The organism is Pseudonocardia sp. (assembly GCF_050250275.1).
In the GTDB taxonomy this organism is placed as follows: Bacteria; Actinomycetota; Actinomycetes; order Mycobacteriales; family Pseudonocardiaceae; genus Pseudonocardia.
On sequence record NZ_JBFWOY010000004.1, the window covers coordinates 110,592 to 125,267 of the forward strand.

A 14,676-nucleotide genomic window follows, 5' to 3' on the forward strand; every position below is an offset into this window, starting at 1 on the left:
CATGGCCGGGGCCGCTGCCGGCGGCTTGCGTCGGCGCCGAGGCAGCGGCCGCGCGTCGGGGCCGGTCCCGGACGTGTCAGGGGAGCGCACGGGGGGCTCTGCCGACACGTTCGTGCCAGGTCGGTCCGGCGGACGTGTCGTGCGGGCGCATCCGACGCGCCGAGGACACGCTCGGTGGCACGGGCGCGCGGGCTACGGGCTACTGCGCGCTGATCTCGACGCGTCGGCTCGACGCGGCGGTCGGCAGCGGATCGGCGTTGCCCCGCCCCTCCACGACGATCCGCGACGGGTCCACCCCGGCCGCGCGCAGCGCATCGCCGACGGCCCGCGCGCGTTCCTCGGACAGCGCCTGGGCCACCGACGGTGGGCCGGGGGTGTCGGCGGCGTGCCCGGTGAGCCGCACCCGGGCCCCGGGGTGGGCGGCGAGCCACCGTCCGACCTGCGTCACGGTCCCGGCGGGCGCGCCCTGCAGTGTGGCGCTGTCGGCGGCGAACGTGACGGGTGCGGCGGCGGCGAGGACCGTGGCCAGGTCGGAGCCGGCCGACGGGGTCGTCGGCGACCCGGCCGTCGCCGTCACCGCCCGGACGCCGGACACCTGCTCGGCGACCTCGCGCACCCGGGACAGGGCGTCGGCGGGGACCCCGGTGAGGTCGACATCGCGACCGGACACGGTGACACCGACCCCGCCGAGACCGGCCGCGGCGAGCGCTGCCGAGGTGCGGGTGGCGATGTCGTCGGCGATCCGGGGCGCCGGCCACAGCAGCGCGAGCCCCGCGAGCAGGGCCGGGACCACGACGGCCGCGGGCAGCCACACCGACAGCAGCCGTGAGGGGCGCGACGCGTGTGAGGCCACCGGCGCATCCCACCACCTCCGTGTCACAGCGGGATCACGCTCCGCAACTCCGGGCGGCGCGGGGCCGCTGCCCGGCCGGATCACCGTCACCGCCCAGGACCCGGCGCGGTGGCACCGGCGACCGGCTGTGCGGCAGCGGGCACGACCCGCGGGCCCCCACGGCGTATCGATCGGGCGTCGTGGTGGACGGGTACGCCCGGCGGGGGTGATCGAGAGCCCCGCGGTCGCTACGGTGTCGCTCTGAGCAGGAGGTGACCCGATGGCGTGGCTGTTCGGACAGGTCTGGTTGCTGTGCCTGGTCGCGTTCCTGCTGGGAGCGGCGGTGACATGGGTGGCGTTCGTCGTTCCGACCCGCCGGGCCTCGCGCAGGCGACCGCTGGTCGACCATCAGTGGAACCCCACCCCGCCCGCCGGGATGCAGCCACAGCAGCCGACGCGCCACGTCCGCTCGCCCGGGTCCCCGCCGCCGACACCACCACCCGGTGTGCCGCTCGGCTCCCTCAACTCCGCGCTGGCCGCTCTCGACGCCTGGAACGGCCCGGCCGGGGTGCGCCCGGGCACGGCGGAGGACGCGACGAGTGCTCTGGAACGCCTGGGGGTCGGCACGCCGCCGCCCGCCGAACCGGAGCAGCCGCGCCGCGAGCCCCCCGAGAAGCCGGCCGTGCCCACACAGCACGGCTCCCCGGAGGACTGACCCGGCTCAGCCCGCGACGGTCCAGGTGTCGCGGCCGTTGAGCAACGACTGCAGGTCGGGCGTGCCGCCCGCCTTCGCCTGGTCGACCTGCGCCCGCGCGGCGTCGTCGTAGGTCGCCCGCGTGGTGTCGCGGAAGATCCCGGTGACGGTGTGGGTGAGGTCCTGGTCGGACAGCCGCGACAGCGCGAACGCCAGCTCGTGGCTGCCCGCGTCGTGCACGACGATCTGCGCCGGGTCGACCGACGCCGCGTCGACGACCTTGAGCGCCAGCCCGTCGGCCACGACGGCGTGGCTGCCCAGGCCGTCCGCCGCCGCGGGACCGAAACGGATCGGCTCGCCGTGGGTGAGCGGGACGATCCGGTTCTCCTTGCCGTCCTTGCGCAGCACGTCGAAACTGCCGTCGTTGAAGATCGGGCAGTCCTGCAGGATCTCCACCAGTGCGGTGCCGCGGTGCGCGGCGGCCGCACCGAGGACGGCGGTGAGGTTCTTGCGGTCGCTGTCGATGGCCCGCCCGACGAACGTGGCCTCGGCGCCCAGCGCCATCGACACCGGGTTGAACGGGTGGTCGATGGAGCCCATCGGCGTCGACTTGGTGACCTTGCCCTGCTCCGACGTCGGCGAGTACTGGCCCTTGGTGAGCCCGTAGATCCGGTTGTTGAACAGCAGGATCTTCAGGTTCACGTTGCGCCGCAACGCGTGGATCAGGTGGTTGCCGCCGATGGAGAGCGCGTCGCCGTCGCCGGTGACGACCCACACCGACAGGTCGGGCCGGGTGATGGCCAGGCCCGTCGCGATGGTCGGGGCGCGGCCGTGGATCGAGTGCATCCCGTAGGTGTTGAGGTAGTACGGGAAGCGCGACGAGCAGCCGATACCCGACACGAACACGGTGTTCTCGCGCTTGATGCCCAGCGTCGGCAGGAAGGACCGGACGGCGGCGAGCACGGCGTAGTCGCCGCAGCCCGGGCACCACCGGACCTCCTGGTCGGAGGTGAAGTCCTTGGCGGACTGGGCCTGCTCGGCGAGCGGCACGCCGTCGAGGCCGCCGACACCGGGCAGCCCCAGGTCGACGAGCGCGCCGAGGGCGGGCGAGGTCTGCTCGGTCATGCGTCCACTCCCTGCGGCGCGGAGCCGCGCTCACTGGACGACGGATGGCTGCCGTCGAGGTAGCCGAGGAAGACGTTCTGGAGCTCCTCGGCCTTGAACGGCAGTCCCGACACCTTGGTGTAGGACTGCGCGTCGACGAGGTAGCGCGCGCGCAGCAGCATGACGAGCTGGCCGAGGTTCATCTCGGGCACGAGCACCGTCCGGTACGAGCGCAGCAGCTCGCCGAGGTTGGCCGGGAACGGGTTGAGGTTGCGCAGGTGCAGCGTCGCGACCCGGTGACCCATGCCCCGCACACGACGCGCGGCGGCGACGATCGGCCCGTACGTCGAACCCCAGCCGACGACGAGGACGTCCGCGTCGCCGGACGGGTCGTCGACCTCCGCGTCGGGAACCCGGATGCCGCCGATCTTCTCGGCGCGCAGCCGGACCATCCGGTCGTGGTTGTCGGGCTCGTAGGAGATCGAGCCACGGCCGTCGGCCTTCTCCAGGCCACCGATGCGGTGCTCGAGCCCCGGCGTGCCGGGCACGGCCCACGGGCGGGCCAGGGTGTCGGCGTCGCGCAGGTAGGGCCAGAACTCGTCGGACCCGTCAGGGGCGTTGGGCTCGGTCGCGAAGTTCGGCTCGACCGACTCCAGCGCCGACGCGTCGGGTACCTTCCACGGCTCGGAGCCGTTGGCCAGCGCACCGTCGGAGAGCAGGATGACCGGCGTCCGGTAGGTGATGGCGATCCGCGCGGCCTCGACCGCGGCCTCGAAACAGTCGCCCGGGCTGCGCGGGGCGATGATCGGCAGCGGCGCCTCGCCGTTGCGGCCGAACATGGCCTGCAACAGGTCGGCCTGCTCGGTCTTGGTGGGCAGCCCGGTCGACGGGCCGCCGCGCTGCACGTCGACGATCAGCAGCGGCAGCTCCAGCGTCACCGCGAGACCGATCGTCTCGGACTTGAGCGCGATCCCGGGGCCCGACGTCGTCGTCACCCCGAGCGAGCCGCCGAACGACGCGCCCAGTGCCGCGCCGATGCCGGAGATCTCGTCCTCGGCCTGGAACGTCGTCACGCCGAACGCCTTGTGCTTGGACAGCTCGTGGAGGATGTCCGAGGCCGGCGTGATCGGGTAGGAGCCGAGGAACACCGGCAGGCCGGTGACCTGCCCGGCGGCGACGATCCCGTACGCGAGCGCGGTGTTGCCGGTGATCTGGCGGTACGTGCCGGGCTGCAGCTTCGCGGGCGCCACCTCGTAGGTGACCGCGAACGACTCGGTGGTCTCGCCGTAGGCGTGCCCGGCGCGGAACGCGAGGATGTTGGCCTCGGCCAGGTCGGGGCGCTTGGCGAACTTCTCCCGCAGGAACCGTTCGGTGCCCTCGCTGGGCCGGTGGTACATCCACGACAGCAGCCCGAGGGCGAACATGTTCTTCGCGCGCTCGGCGTCCTTCTTCGACAGCCCGGTCTCCTCGAGCGCGCCCCGGGTGAGCGTCGCCATGGCGACGGGATGCACCTGGTAGGGGTCGAGCGAGCCGTCCTCGAGCGGATCGGCCTCGTAGCCGATCTTCGTCAGGTTCCGCTTGCTGAACTCGTCGGTGTTGACGATCAGGATCCCGCCGGGAGGCAGGTCGCCGATGTTCGCCTTCAGCGCGGCCGGGTTCATCGCGACGAGCACGTCCGGCCGGTCGCCCGGGGTGACGATGTCGTAGTTCGCGAAGTGCAGCTGGAACGACGAGACACCCGGCAGGGTCCCGGCAGGTGCCCGGATCTCGGCGGGGAAGTTCGGCAGCGTCGACAGGTCGTTGCCGAACGCCGCGGTCTCGGAGGTGAACCTGTCGCCGGTGAGCTGCATCCCGTCGCCCGAGTCGCCGGCGAACCGGATGACCACCCGGTCGCGCGTCAGGGGCGCGGGACCGGCGCCGGGATGCGAGGGATCGTCGACGTCGATGTCGCCAGTCGTCATGTCGAGGTCAGTCCTGGGGGTTCGGGTAAACCGGATTCCGTCACCGGAGATTAGCTCGATTCTCCCCCCGATGTCCCCCCATGGAGGGGAGGTCACAGCAGAAGCGCCGTGCTACCTCTTGCTGATCTTCGACTGCAGATCTTCGAGGCGTTTGCGGAAATCGTCCGAATTAACGGTGACGGCCTGCGCGCGGACCTCGACCTCGGTGGCCTGCGCGTGCGTCAGGTCCTTCGTGACCCGCATCGTCGCCTTCGTCGACGCGATCAGCGCCCGGTCGGCCGACGCCGCACGCCCGGCCAGTTCGAGCGCACCCGCGCGCAGCGCCTCGTCGGAGTCGTAGCGACGCCACACCAGCCCGACACGCTCCGCCTCCGCGGCGTCGAGCACGTCGCAGAACAGGGTCATCGCGGCCGCGCCCTGCGCGCCGATCGCCCGCTGCACCATCCACGTGTAGCCACCGCCCGGGTGCAGGCCGAGCTGGGCGAACCGGGTGTCGAAGCGCGCCCTCGGCCCGGCGAGGCGCACGTCGCACGCCAGCGCGAGGTTCAGCCCCGCGCCGACGGCCGCCCCGTTGACCGCGGCCAGCGTCGGCAGCGGGCACTCCGCCACGGCCAGGAAGCCCGAGTAGACCTCGCGCAACACCGCGTGGTCGGCCTCGGCGAGCTCGGCCAGGTCCCCGCCCGCGCAGAACGCCGGCGCCTCACCGGTGACGACGATCGCACCGACGCCCTCGTCGGCCGCCGCGGCCCGCACCGCATCGCCGAGCTTGCGGGAGAGGTCCAGGTTGAGGGCGTTGCGCCGCTGCGGATTGGACAGGGTCACCACCGCGACGCGGTCGATGATCTCGGTACGCACCTCGGCATGGGCTTCGTCGCTCATGCCACCATCCTGCCCCCCGGGTTACCGTCGGCCGTGCCCGAAGCGACCACCGCCACTCCCACCACGCGCCCCGTCGCGCATCCCGACGCCCCCGTCCCCGGCCAGCACCTCGGTGAGCACCACGAGTTCTGCTTCGCGTGCGGCCACCAGGTCGACGGTCTGCGCCTGGACATCGTCGCCGCCGAGGACCTGAGCCTCACCTGCGCCTTCGAGGTCACCGAGGCCCACCAGGGCGCCCCGGGACTCGCGCACGGCGGCATCGTCGCGGCCGCGTTCGACGAGATCCTGGGTGCGCTGCAGAGCTTCTTCCAGGAGCCGGCCGTCACCGCCTCGCTGACGACGCAGTACCGCAAGCCCATCCCCGTCGGCGCCACGCTGCACATGCGCTCCCGCGTCGACGCCCGCGACGGCCGCAAGCTGTGGTTCTCCTGCGAGGGCCGCCTCGACAGCCCCGACGGCCCGCTCGCCGCCGAGGGCGAGGGACTCTTCATCGTCGTGCCGCGCACCCACTTCGAGGCGGGCCGCCCCCACGAGGTCACCGCCGCCCGCTCCGAGCCCGGGCTGCGTGAGGTGGGTCCCTGATCGTCGCGGAACGTCGCGCCCGTCCCGACCGTTCATCCTCCGGGGGCCACGGCGCCACCGGAAGGACGGAACTCCCGTGCACAGGCACATGAACGGGCTGAAGACCGCGCTGCTGCTCGGCGCGATGAGCGCGATCGTCGTGCTCGTCGGATCGCTGTTCGGGCGCACCGGTCTCGTCGTGGCCGTGCTCGTCGCCCTCGGGATGAACGCCTACGCCTACTTCAACTCGGCCACGCTCTCGTTGCGCGCCATGCACGCCCGGCCCGTCACCGAGCCCGAGGCGCCCGCGATGTACCGGATCGTGCGCGAACTGAGCCGGGCCGCCCGCCAGCCCATGCCGCAGCTCTACATCAGCCCCACCCGCGCCCCCAACGCCTTCGCGACGGGCCGCAGCCCCCGCCACGCCGCCGTCTGCGCCACGACCGGCCTGCTCGACCTGCTCGACGAGCGCGAGCTGCGGGCGGTGCTCGGCCACGAGCTGTCCCACGTCCACAACCGCGACATCCTCATCTCCTGCGTCGCCGGGGCGCTCGCGTCGATGGTGAGCTTCCTGGCCAACATGGCGATGTTCGCCGGCCTCTTCGGCGGTGGCGACGAGGACCGCCCGGGGTTCCTGACGACGATCCTGCTGGCCCTGCTCGGCCCGGTCGCCGCCGCCGTCGTGCAGACGGCGGTGAGCCGCAGCCGCGAGTACCAGGCCGACGCATCGGGTGCCGAGCTGACCGGCGACCCGCTCGCACTGGCGTCGGCGCTGCGCAAGCTGCAGCGCGGCACCCGGCTCGCCCCGTTGCCGCCCGACCCGCAGCTGGTCTCGCAGTCGCACCTGATGATCGCCAGCCCCTTCCGCCCCGGCGAGCACATGGCCCGGATGTTCGCGACGCACCCGCCGATCGAGGAGCGCATCAAGCGCCTCGAGCAGATGGCCCGCAGGGGCTGACCGCGCAACCACACTGCTGCCGTCGGGCGGGTCCGGCGACCGTGGGGTTGCGGCCGGTCCGCCGCGCGCAACCTCACAGCTGTCGACGGGCCGGATCACGACCGTACGGTTGCCGCGGGTGGTCAGGCCGTCTTCAGCGGGACCGTCGACTCCAGCCAGGACTGCCACGCGCCCGTGAGCGCCTCGACGTCGGGGACCGGGTCGCCGTAGAAGTAGTGGTAGGCGCTGACCCCGCAGCCCGACTCGCCCTCCGCCCCGATCCGGTGCAGCCCCCGCGCCGAGCGCACACCGAGGAACTCGCCGGTCACGACGTCGACGACCCCCGTGATCGGCGCCGTTCCGTCGGGGCGCAGGGTGACCGTGTCGCCGACGGCCGGCGCGACGTCGAGGCCAAGGGCCTTGTGCAGCACGGGCCACAGCGTCGATGCGCCACCCTCGGCCCATGCCATCGTGACCACGTTGGCGACGGGCAGGCCGGCGAAGTGTGCGAAGTACTGCTGCAGGTTGAACAGGAACAGCCCCCAGCCGGCGTCGTAGCTGCCGTACTCGTCGTCCCACTCGGCTCCGTCGAGGAAGCCGCTCTGCACGAACCGCAGCACCGTGGCGCCACCGTCGCGTGCCTCGACGAGGAACTCGAACGCGTAGTCGGGGCGGCCCTGTTCGGGCGGGGTCGCGGCGCCGTAGACGAAGCGGCGTCCCGGCTCCCAGGCCGTGACCTGCCCGGTGTCGGTGAACCCGCCGCCGAAGTCGGCCGACGTCGCGCCGCCCTCGCGTTCCTCGACGCGGTGCGGGACGAACCAGGTGGCGATGCCGGGGCCTGTCGCGATGGCCTCCCACACCTGCTCCGGGGTGGCGTCGAGCTCGATCTCCTTGCGCAGCTCACGGTCGACCATCGCGGGGCTCCTCGGCGTGCGGGATCGGGTGGACGGCGAGCACGACGCGATGCGTGCGGCCGCCGGGGGCGGTGTCGTCGTGGTAGCGGGCGACGAGCGCGGTGACGGCGTCGGCCAGCCCCGTGGCGAATGCGGCGCGGTCGGCGGCGGAGGCGAAACGGACCTCGCCCTCGACGGCGAAGGTCGCGACGCGTCTGCCCTCGGCCGCGGCCCCCGACAGCAGCGCGCCGACCTCCCGCACGACCCGCGCCGCCACGGCGACGAGCCAGCGGGCGGAGAGCCGGTCGGGCCGGCGGGACGGGTCGGGTGCCAGCGCGGGCAGTGTGGCGGGGGCGATGACGAAGCCTGCCGCGGTGGCCCGCATGACGCGTTCGGTCATGTTGCCCCGGCGGCGCTCCTCGACGAGCTCGACGAGCCCGTGCTCCTCCAGCGCGCGCAGGTGGTAGTTCACCTTCTGCCTGGTCAGGCCCACTTCGGCGGCCAGCGTGGTCGCCGAACCGGGCTCGGTCAGCTCCGCGAGCAGCCGGGCCCGGACGGGATCGAGGGCGACCTCCGCGGCGGCGGGGTCGGCGATGACGGCGACGTCGTGCACGTGCTCACGCTGTCACCGACAAAAAAATTTGTCAACAAGCCCGGACCCCCGCGAGTGGGGATGGTCGCGGTCGCGACCACCGCCACTCACCGGGGTCAGCCCTTCACGTAGGCCAGCTTCTCGGCGACCAGGCCGTCCCGGACCGTGAAGACGTCGACCCCGCGGACGTGCCCGCCGTCCCACCCGTACCGCCAGCGGGCGACCACCCGGTCGCCCGCGGCGAACACCTCCTCCGTCGTGAAGGTGCCCGGAGCGGAGAACAGCTTCTCCCACGCCGCCCGGACGGTGTCCTGGCCGACGTTGCGGGTGCCGTCGGGAGGGGCGGTGTCCTCGAAGACGCAGTCGTCGGTCATGGCGGCCATGACGGCGTCGACGTCGCGGTGCTCGAAAGCGGCGTTGAACCGGGCGACCGCATCCAGCGCAGCACTCATGGTGTCCTCCCGAACATCGCGAGCAGCCGGTCCTGGGCGCTCGCGTCGGCGGCGACGGGCGTCTCCGGCCCGATCACACCGATCTCGATGTAGAGCTTCTGCGTCGGCGCGAACCAGGCCAGCAGCGCGTCGACGGCCTCCGGGTCGAGCTTCTCGTCCTCGCCCGTGGCACGAGCCAGGTCCCAGGCGTGCACGAGGTGGTCGGCCGCCAGCTGCGTGACGTACTCGCGGGCGGGCCGGTCGCCGAACGACAGGTGCACCGCCTGCTCGGGGTCGACGGCCTCCACGGCGGCCAGCGCGGCGGCGGCCGCCTCGTCGAACGTCGTGATCGGGTCGGCGCCCAGCAGGTCGCCGTCGAAGCGGTCGCCGACGTCGGCGATCGTCGCCCCGCCCAGCAGCTCCGGGGTCCAGCGCTCCTCGTTGACGAGGTGGTTGACCAGGGCACGCACGTCCCAGTCGGGGCAGGGCGTCGCCGCGCCCCAGCGGCCCCCGACGAGGTGGACCCGCGCCCCGAAGCCGGCGCTCGCCCGTCGGTAGATCTCGGCTGCCTGCATGTCAGTCACCTCGCGCGTAGTCGGATGCTCCCCACCAGTCGACCACCACGACGGGGTCGTCGCCCACCACCCACGCGTCGTGGCCGGACGGGAGCGCGGTGACCTGACCGGGCCCGGCGTCGAACTCGGTGCCGTCGGCCGTGCGGACCCGCAGTGTCCCGCTGACGTGGTACTGGAAGTGCGGCGCCTCGCACAGGTCGGTGCCGGCGACCGGCTGCACGTCGACCGACCAGCGCCAACCGGGCTGCAGGGTCAGCCTGCCGATGTCGGCACCTGCGACCCGCACCAGGTCGAGCCTGCCGTGGGGGAACTCGCGGGACTCGGTCGGGGTGGCGAAGTCCTGCTGCTCGTGGTCCATGTCGTCCTCCTCGGTCGCCGTGCCGGTCCCGGCCCCTCCGGTCCCTCCGGTCGACGGCACTCTCGCGCGGCGACCTTGCAACCGGATGGCGGCTGATGGCGGACCCGTGGCACGAGGACCATGTCGCCGATGACCGGCGTCCGGTTGCAGCTGCTCGGGCGCTTCCAGGTGCGTCGCGACGGCGAGGAGGTGCCGCCCGCGGCGTTCGGCGGGCGGAAGGTCCGCACCCTGCTGCGGGTCCTCGCGGTGCACGGCGGCGACCTCGTCCCGCACGACGTCCTCGCCGACGCCGTGTGGCCGCAACGCCTGCCCGCCGACCCGGCCGGCAACCTCGGCGTCCTGGTCAACCGGGCACGCCGGGCACTCGGCGACCCCGCCGTCGTCGTCACGGGCAGCGGTGGCTACGCGCTCGGCGGCTGCGCCGTCGACGTCACCGAGTTCCTCACCCACCTCGGTGCGGCCCGCTACGCCGCCGCGCTCGCACTGTGGGGTGAGCCGTTGCCGGAGGACGCCTACGCGGACTGGGCGACCGGGCCGCGGGACCGGCTGCGGCGCGCCCACGTCGAGGCCTGCGAGGGCGCGGCGCGGTCCGCGCTCGCCCGCGGCGCCCCGGCCGAGGCGACCCGCACCGCCGCGGAGGCGGTCGCGGCCGATCCGTTGCGCGAGTCGTCGACGGTCCTGCTGGCCGAGGCGCTCGCCGCGTGTGGTGACCGGGCCGGCGCGGTGTCGCGGCTCGACGAGCTGTGCCGCGCCCTCGCCACCGAGCTCGGCGTCGCGCCGTCCGACGAGGTCGTCGTGCTGCGGGAACGGTTGGCGCGCAGAGGAGTCGGGGTTCCGGCGCCGGGCGGGCCGCCACGGTCGGCGCCGGTGCGGGCCTCCGTGGCGGGTCTGGCCTTCGTCGGTCGCGACGACGAGCTGGATCGGTTGCGCGCGGCCGTCGACGCCGGGCGCGTCGTCGGCCTGGCCGGCGCGGCGGGTACGGGGAAGTCCCGGCTCCTCGCGGAGCTCGGGCGGGCACTGGACGTGCCCGTCGTCGCGGCGCAGGCCTACCTCGCCGAACGCGACGAGGCGTGGGGACTGGCGCGTTCGGTGCTGCGCGAGGCGCTGTTGCTCGACGCCGGGATCGCCGACGCGCTGCCCGCCCGCACCCGTGGGGCGCTCGCCGAGCTGCTGCCCGAGCTGTCCTGCGACGACGTGCCCGCCGCCCTCGACGGCGAGAGCCGCCGCGCCCTCGTGCTGGCAGGCGGCCTGCGGATCCTGGAGGCCGCCGGCGCGCCGCTGATCGTCGACGACCTGCAGTGGGCCGACCCGAGCAGCCTCGCCCTCCTCGGGTCGGTCCTCGCGCGGGTACCGACCCTGCCCGCCGTGCTCGCGTTCCGGCCCGCCGAGACGGGCGCCGACGTCCTCGACCGGCTGCGCCAGGCCCGCGGGCTGCCGACCCTGGCCCTGCGACCCCTCGCCGCGGCCGCCCTCGGCGGCCTCGTCGACGATCCCGAGCTGCTCGACGCGCTCGCCGCAGGCACCGACCGCACACCGTTCGCGGTGGGTGAGGTGCTGCGCGGGCTCGCCGCCGCCGGAGCCGTCGTGCATGCTCAGGGACGCTGGCGGCCGGCCGCTCCGGACGCCGCCGACCGCGCCCGCGAACTCGGCCGGGCCGGGCAGCGCCGGGGCATCGCGCGCCGGGCCGCACGACACCGCGGGGTCGCCGCCGACCTGCTCGCCCTCGTCGCGATCGCGCGGCGCGAGGTGCCCGCGCGGGTCGTCGCGTCGGCCGCCGGGACCGACGCCCGCGACGTCCTCGACACCCTCGCCGCCCTCGCCGCCGACGGCCTGCTCCGGCTGGGCGAGGCCGGCTGGACCACCGCCCACGACCTCGTCGCCGAGACGGTCGCCGACGGCCTCGACCGCGCCGACCGCGGCCGGTTGCACGCGCTGCTGGCCCGCGCCCTCGCCGACGACGGCGCCGACCCCGCGGAGGTAGCCCGGCACCACCGCGACGCCGGCGACTCCCGCGCAGCCGCCGAGGCCTACGGTCGCGCGGCCACCGCCGCGCTCGACGCCCACGCCACCCGCGAGGCCGCCGCCCTCGCCGACGCCGGCCTGGCCCTGCAGCCCGCGGCCGACGTCGCCGCGGTCCTGCTCGAGGCCCGGGGGGCCGCGCGCGTCGTCCACGGTGACATCGACGGCGCCGCGGCCGACCTGCGCGCCGCCCTCACCGGGCCCGGCCCCGACCGCTCGCGCCGACGGGCCCGGCTCGCGATGCTGTCGTCCGGGGCGCGGGACCCGCAGGCCGCCGCCGACCTCGCCGAGCTGGCCCTCGTCGAGGCGGGCGACGACGCCGGGGCCCGCGCGCTCGCCCTGGAGACCGCCGCCGTCCTCGACGTCAACCTGGGCCACACCGCGCGGGCCGCCGACCGCGCCGAGGAGGCGCTCGCGGTGTACCGGCGGCTCGGCGACGCGCAGGGCGTCGCCCGGATCCTGGACGGCCGGGCCATGGCGGTGTTCCTCGACGGCCGGATCGCCGAGGCAGTCGCCCTGTTCGGCCGGGTCGCCGACCTGTTCGCCGGATCCGGCGACCTGCTGCGCGTCGTCACCCCGCGCTCGACCCGCGGACACGGCCTCGTGTTCCTCGGCCGTCCCGCCGACGGCCTCGACGAGACCGACGCCGCGCTGCGGCTGGCCCGCGACCTGGACTCCCCGGAAGGGGTCGCCTACGCCTGCTGGCACCGCTCCGAGGCGCTGTCGGCCCTGGGCCGGACCGACGAGGCCGAGGCCGCCGCGCACGAGGCGCTCACCGTCGCGCGCTCGCTCGGGCACCGCGGCTGGACCGCCACCGCCCACCGTGCCCTCGGCATCGCCCTGCAGACCCGCGGTGACCTCGACGGCGCCGCCGCCGAGTTCACCGAGTCCGCGCTGGTGGCGGGGGACTCGTTGACGCTGTTCGCGTCGTGGGCGGCGGCCCGCCTCGCCCAGGTCGCGCTCGCCCAGGGGCGCGACGCCACCGCGCACATCGCGCGGGCCAGGTCGATCGGGCCGCCGCTGGGACACCGCGAGATCCCGTGACGCCCTCCGGGCGGAAATCGTCGGTGGTCTGCGCCATGCTGACCACGTGGGCCCCGGGACGTCGACGACCAGCGAGTACGGCATCGTCGGCGTGCGCGACGTCGACTTCTCGCTCGACCGGTTCGCCCCCGCCCCCGACCTCGCCCACCTCGTCGAACGGCATTGGCTCGTCTTTTGGGAGCTGCCTCCCGGGCGCACCGCCTCGGTCACGCTGCTCGGGCACCCCTGCGTCAACCTGGTGCTCGACGGCGGCACGCTCGGCGTCGCCGGGATCGGGACGAGCCGCTTCACCTACGTCTACGAAGGCGTCGGCGCCGTGTTCGGCACCAAGTTCCGGCCCGGCGCGTTCCACCCGTTCCTCGGTTCCGCCGTCGCCGGGCTCACCGACTCCGGGATGCTCGCCGAACAGCTGTGGGGTCCGCCCGCGGCGGCGCTCGCCGCGTCCATGACCGGGCCCGTGACCGAGCTGATCGCGCAGGTCGAGGGGTTCCTGCGGGCCCGGCTGCCCACACCCGACCCGCAGGTCGACCTCGTCGGGCGCATCGTCGCCGACCTCCTGCACGACCGCACCATCACCCGTGTCGACGACGTCGTGTCCCGCTTCGACATCCCACCGCGACGGCTGCAACGGCTGTTCTCCCGCTACGTCGGCGTCAGCCCGAAATGGGTCCTGCGCCGCTACCGGCTGCACGAGGCCGCGGCCCGGCTCGCCGAGGAGCACGACCGTCCGTGGGCGGAGGTCGCCGCCGAGCTCGGATACTTCGACCAGTCACACTTCATCCGCGACTTCACCGCGGCCCTCGGGACGACGCCGGCGGCGTACGCGAGGGCATGCCGTCGCCACGAGGCGGCCCTGTCCACCTAGACCGCGTTCCAGGTGGTGGGGCCGCTCGGGGCAGCCGATGCGGCCGGACGGCCCACGACCTGCGGCTTCGGGTTGACGCACGCCCTCGCCGCCCGGACGCTGCGACCATGTGCCGTCCGCTCCCACGGTCACGGCGCCGCCACCCGGCGCGGGTGGCGGCGCGCGGCCGGGACGCCTGGTGACCCTCGTCGGCTGGCTCGTCGTCGCCGTCGCGTGCATCGTCGCAGGGACCGTGCTGCTGGTGCTCGACCGCAGGCGCAGGTCCGCCGCGCCACCGCCACCGCCCCCGCCCCCGGAGGACGGGCCGCCCCCCGAGCCGGGCTCGCTGTTCCGGCCGAACACCCCGCCCTGAGATCAGCGCAGCGACCCTGCCGCCACCACCGGTGCAGTTCTGGCCGGGCCGGCGGTCCGCGCCGACGCGCACGAGTCGTCGACCCCCGGGTGCCGGACGTCGCCGCCGGTGCGCAACGTCCCCAGCGACGCCGGGCAGTCCCGCTCGTCGGGCCGTGCCACCGCCACCTGCGTCGACGGCTGACGTCCCGGACCCGGCACGTGCTGCGCGGAGTGGGCGTGCGGGTGGCGGATGTGGGTGACCATGTGGCCGAACGCCATCGCCTCGTTCGCGACGTACATCGTGATGCACGTCGCGACCACGAGGAACGCCGCGCGAGCCGCGATCCAGCGGGTCGTCGTGCGGGTCATGTCGTCCTCCTCGCGCCGTACTCCGTACGGCCTCAAGGTTCGCGCCCACGACGGACGAAATCGCTGGTGAAGCCCCCCGAGTAGCAAGGCGGGGAGCCCGACTCCCGGGGTGGTGCCAGCCCCACCCCCGGGCGGCGGGCACGGCTCGGCCGGTGGCACGTCGGCACGGCCGCCCACCCGTGATGGTGCGCGTCACCCACCCCGCCCGGTGCGCGCCTCTCGCTCTGGC

16 protein-coding genes are annotated in these 14,676 nt (G+C 74.6%); 6 read left to right on the forward strand and 10 right to left on the reverse strand.

What is annotated here, in order from left to right; all coding sequences use genetic code 11:
* Positions 1–199: 199 nt before the first annotated feature.
* The gene (locus tag AB7F12_RS05645; RefSeq protein WP_428497753.1) at positions 200–853 is read right to left on the reverse strand and encodes an OmpA family protein; all 654 of its coding nucleotides are present in this window, start codon (positions 851–853) and stop codon (positions 200–202) included.
* A gap of 259 nt (positions 854–1,112) precedes the next feature.
* Between AB7F12_RS05645 and AB7F12_RS05650 the strand changes: the two genes are divergently transcribed.
* Positions 1,113–1,547 (forward strand): hypothetical protein, encoded by a 435-nt coding sequence (locus AB7F12_RS05650; protein WP_428497752.1) that lies wholly within the window; start codon positions 1,113–1,115, stop codon positions 1,545–1,547.
* A 6-nt stretch (positions 1,548–1,553) separates the two neighbouring features.
* Here AB7F12_RS05650 and AB7F12_RS05655 read toward each other — a convergent pair whose 3' ends face one another.
* The 3 genes from AB7F12_RS05655 to AB7F12_RS05665 form a co-directional block, all read right to left on the reverse strand.
* On the reverse strand, positions 1,554–2,651 hold the full coding sequence (locus tag AB7F12_RS05655; protein ID WP_428497751.1) for a 2-oxoacid:ferredoxin oxidoreductase subunit beta: 1,098 nt from the start codon (positions 2,649–2,651) through the stop codon (positions 1,554–1,556).
* Positions 2,648–4,591 carry a 2-oxoacid:acceptor oxidoreductase subunit alpha gene (locus AB7F12_RS05660; RefSeq protein ID WP_428497750.1) on the reverse strand — a complete coding sequence of 648 codons (1,944 nt, stop codon included), beginning with the start codon at positions 4,589–4,591 and terminating at the stop codon, positions 2,648–2,650. Before AB7F12_RS05660 ends, AB7F12_RS05655 begins: the two co-directional genes overlap by 4 nt.
* 111 nt (positions 4,592–4,702) lie before the next feature.
* Complete coding sequence (locus AB7F12_RS05665) at positions 4,703–5,470, reverse strand: enoyl-CoA hydratase (RefSeq protein ID WP_428497749.1); 768 nt, start codon at positions 5,468–5,470, stop codon at positions 4,703–4,705.
* Between the two features lie 33 nt (positions 5,471–5,503).
* On the opposite strand from AB7F12_RS05665, the gene AB7F12_RS05670 reads away from it, so the two are divergent.
* Positions 5,504–6,052 carry a PaaI family thioesterase gene (locus AB7F12_RS05670; protein WP_428497748.1) on the forward strand — a complete coding sequence of 183 codons (549 nt, stop codon included), beginning with the start codon at positions 5,504–5,506 and terminating at the stop codon, positions 6,050–6,052.
* Between the two features lie 76 nt (positions 6,053–6,128).
* Entirely contained in the window at positions 6,129–6,989 is an 861-nt protein-coding gene (gene htpX / locus AB7F12_RS05675) for a zinc metalloprotease HtpX (RefSeq protein ID WP_428497747.1), read from the forward strand.
* A 122-nt stretch (positions 6,990–7,111) separates the two neighbouring features.
* Here the strand turns inward: htpX and AB7F12_RS05680 are convergent, their stop codons facing one another.
* The 5 genes from AB7F12_RS05680 to AB7F12_RS05700 all read right to left on the reverse strand — a co-directional run bounded on the left by AB7F12_RS05680 (position 7,112) and on the right by AB7F12_RS05700 (position 9,817).
* Complete coding sequence (locus AB7F12_RS05680; protein ID WP_428497746.1) at positions 7,112–7,882, reverse strand: SRPBCC family protein; 771 nt, start codon at positions 7,880–7,882, stop codon at positions 7,112–7,114.
* The gene (locus tag AB7F12_RS05685; RefSeq protein WP_428497745.1) at positions 7,869–8,474 is read right to left on the reverse strand and encodes an ArsR/SmtB family transcription factor; all 606 of its coding nucleotides are present in this window, start codon (positions 8,472–8,474) and stop codon (positions 7,869–7,871) included. Before AB7F12_RS05685 ends, AB7F12_RS05680 begins: the two co-directional genes overlap by 14 nt.
* Positions 8,475–8,569: 95 nt before the next feature.
* Positions 8,570–8,905, reverse strand: coding sequence for a nuclear transport factor 2 family protein (locus AB7F12_RS05690; RefSeq protein ID WP_428497744.1), 336 nt, complete (start codon positions 8,903–8,905; stop codon positions 8,570–8,572).
* Entirely contained in the window at positions 8,902–9,459 is a 558-nt protein-coding gene (locus tag AB7F12_RS05695) for a TIGR03086 family metal-binding protein (protein WP_428497743.1), read from the reverse strand. Before AB7F12_RS05695 ends, AB7F12_RS05690 begins: the two co-directional genes overlap by 4 nt.
* 1 nt (position 9,460) lies before the next feature.
* On the reverse strand, positions 9,461–9,817 hold the full coding sequence (locus tag AB7F12_RS05700) for a cupin domain-containing protein (RefSeq protein WP_428497742.1): 357 nt from the start codon (positions 9,815–9,817) through the stop codon (positions 9,461–9,463).
* 129 nt (positions 9,818–9,946) lie between these two features.
* Between AB7F12_RS05700 and AB7F12_RS05705 the strand changes: the two genes are divergently transcribed.
* The 3 genes from AB7F12_RS05705 (at position 9,947) to AB7F12_RS05715 (ending at position 14,097) form a co-directional block, all read left to right on the forward strand.
* Complete coding sequence (locus tag AB7F12_RS05705; protein ID WP_428497741.1) at positions 9,947–12,880, forward strand: BTAD domain-containing putative transcriptional regulator; 2,934 nt, start codon at positions 9,947–9,949, stop codon at positions 12,878–12,880.
* Between the two features lie 46 nt (positions 12,881–12,926).
* Complete coding sequence (locus AB7F12_RS05710) at positions 12,927–13,745, forward strand: helix-turn-helix domain-containing protein (RefSeq protein ID WP_428516345.1); 819 nt, start codon at positions 12,927–12,929, stop codon at positions 13,743–13,745.
* A gap of 178 nt (positions 13,746–13,923) precedes the next feature.
* Entirely contained in the window at positions 13,924–14,097 is a 174-nt protein-coding gene (locus AB7F12_RS05715) for a hypothetical protein (RefSeq protein WP_428517877.1), read from the forward strand.
* Between the two features lie 2 nt (positions 14,098–14,099).
* On the opposite strand, the gene AB7F12_RS05720 is transcribed toward AB7F12_RS05715, so the two are convergent.
* Entirely contained in the window at positions 14,100–14,447 is a 348-nt protein-coding gene (locus AB7F12_RS05720) for a hypothetical protein (protein WP_428502604.1), read from the reverse strand.
* Between the last annotated feature and the right edge of the window lie 229 nt (positions 14,448–14,676).

Bases quoted from the DNA above. Each gene is read 5' to 3' on its own strand.
- AB7F12_RS05660 (WP_428497750.1), bottom strand. From the start codon at position 4,591: ATGACGACTGGCGACATCGACGTCGACGATCCCTCGCATCCCGGCGCC.
- AB7F12_RS05720 (WP_428502604.1), bottom strand. From the start codon at position 14,447: ATGACCCGCACGACGACCCGCTGGATCGCGGCTCGCGCGGCGTTCCTC.
- AB7F12_RS05665 (WP_428497749.1), bottom strand. From the start codon at position 5,470: ATGAGCGACGAAGCCCATGCCGAGGTGCGTACCGAGATCATCGACCGC.
- AB7F12_RS05700 (WP_428497742.1), bottom strand. From the start codon at position 9,817: ATGGACCACGAGCAGCAGGACTTCGCCACCCCGACCGAGTCCCGCGAG.
- AB7F12_RS05705 (WP_428497741.1), top strand. From the start codon at position 9,947: ATGACCGGCGTCCGGTTGCAGCTGCTCGGGCGCTTCCAGGTGCGTCGC.
- AB7F12_RS05655 (WP_428497751.1), bottom strand. From the start codon at position 2,651: ATGACCGAGCAGACCTCGCCCGCCCTCGGCGCGCTCGTCGACCTGGGG.
- AB7F12_RS05650 (WP_428497752.1), top strand. From the start codon at position 1,113: ATGGCGTGGCTGTTCGGACAGGTCTGGTTGCTGTGCCTGGTCGCGTTC.
- AB7F12_RS05680 (WP_428497746.1), bottom strand. From the start codon at position 7,882: ATGGTCGACCGTGAGCTGCGCAAGGAGATCGAGCTCGACGCCACCCCG.
- AB7F12_RS05690 (WP_428497744.1), bottom strand. From the start codon at position 8,905: ATGAGTGCTGCGCTGGATGCGGTCGCCCGGTTCAACGCCGCTTTCGAG.
- AB7F12_RS05695 (WP_428497743.1), bottom strand. From the start codon at position 9,459: ATGCAGGCAGCCGAGATCTACCGACGGGCGAGCGCCGGCTTCGGGGCG.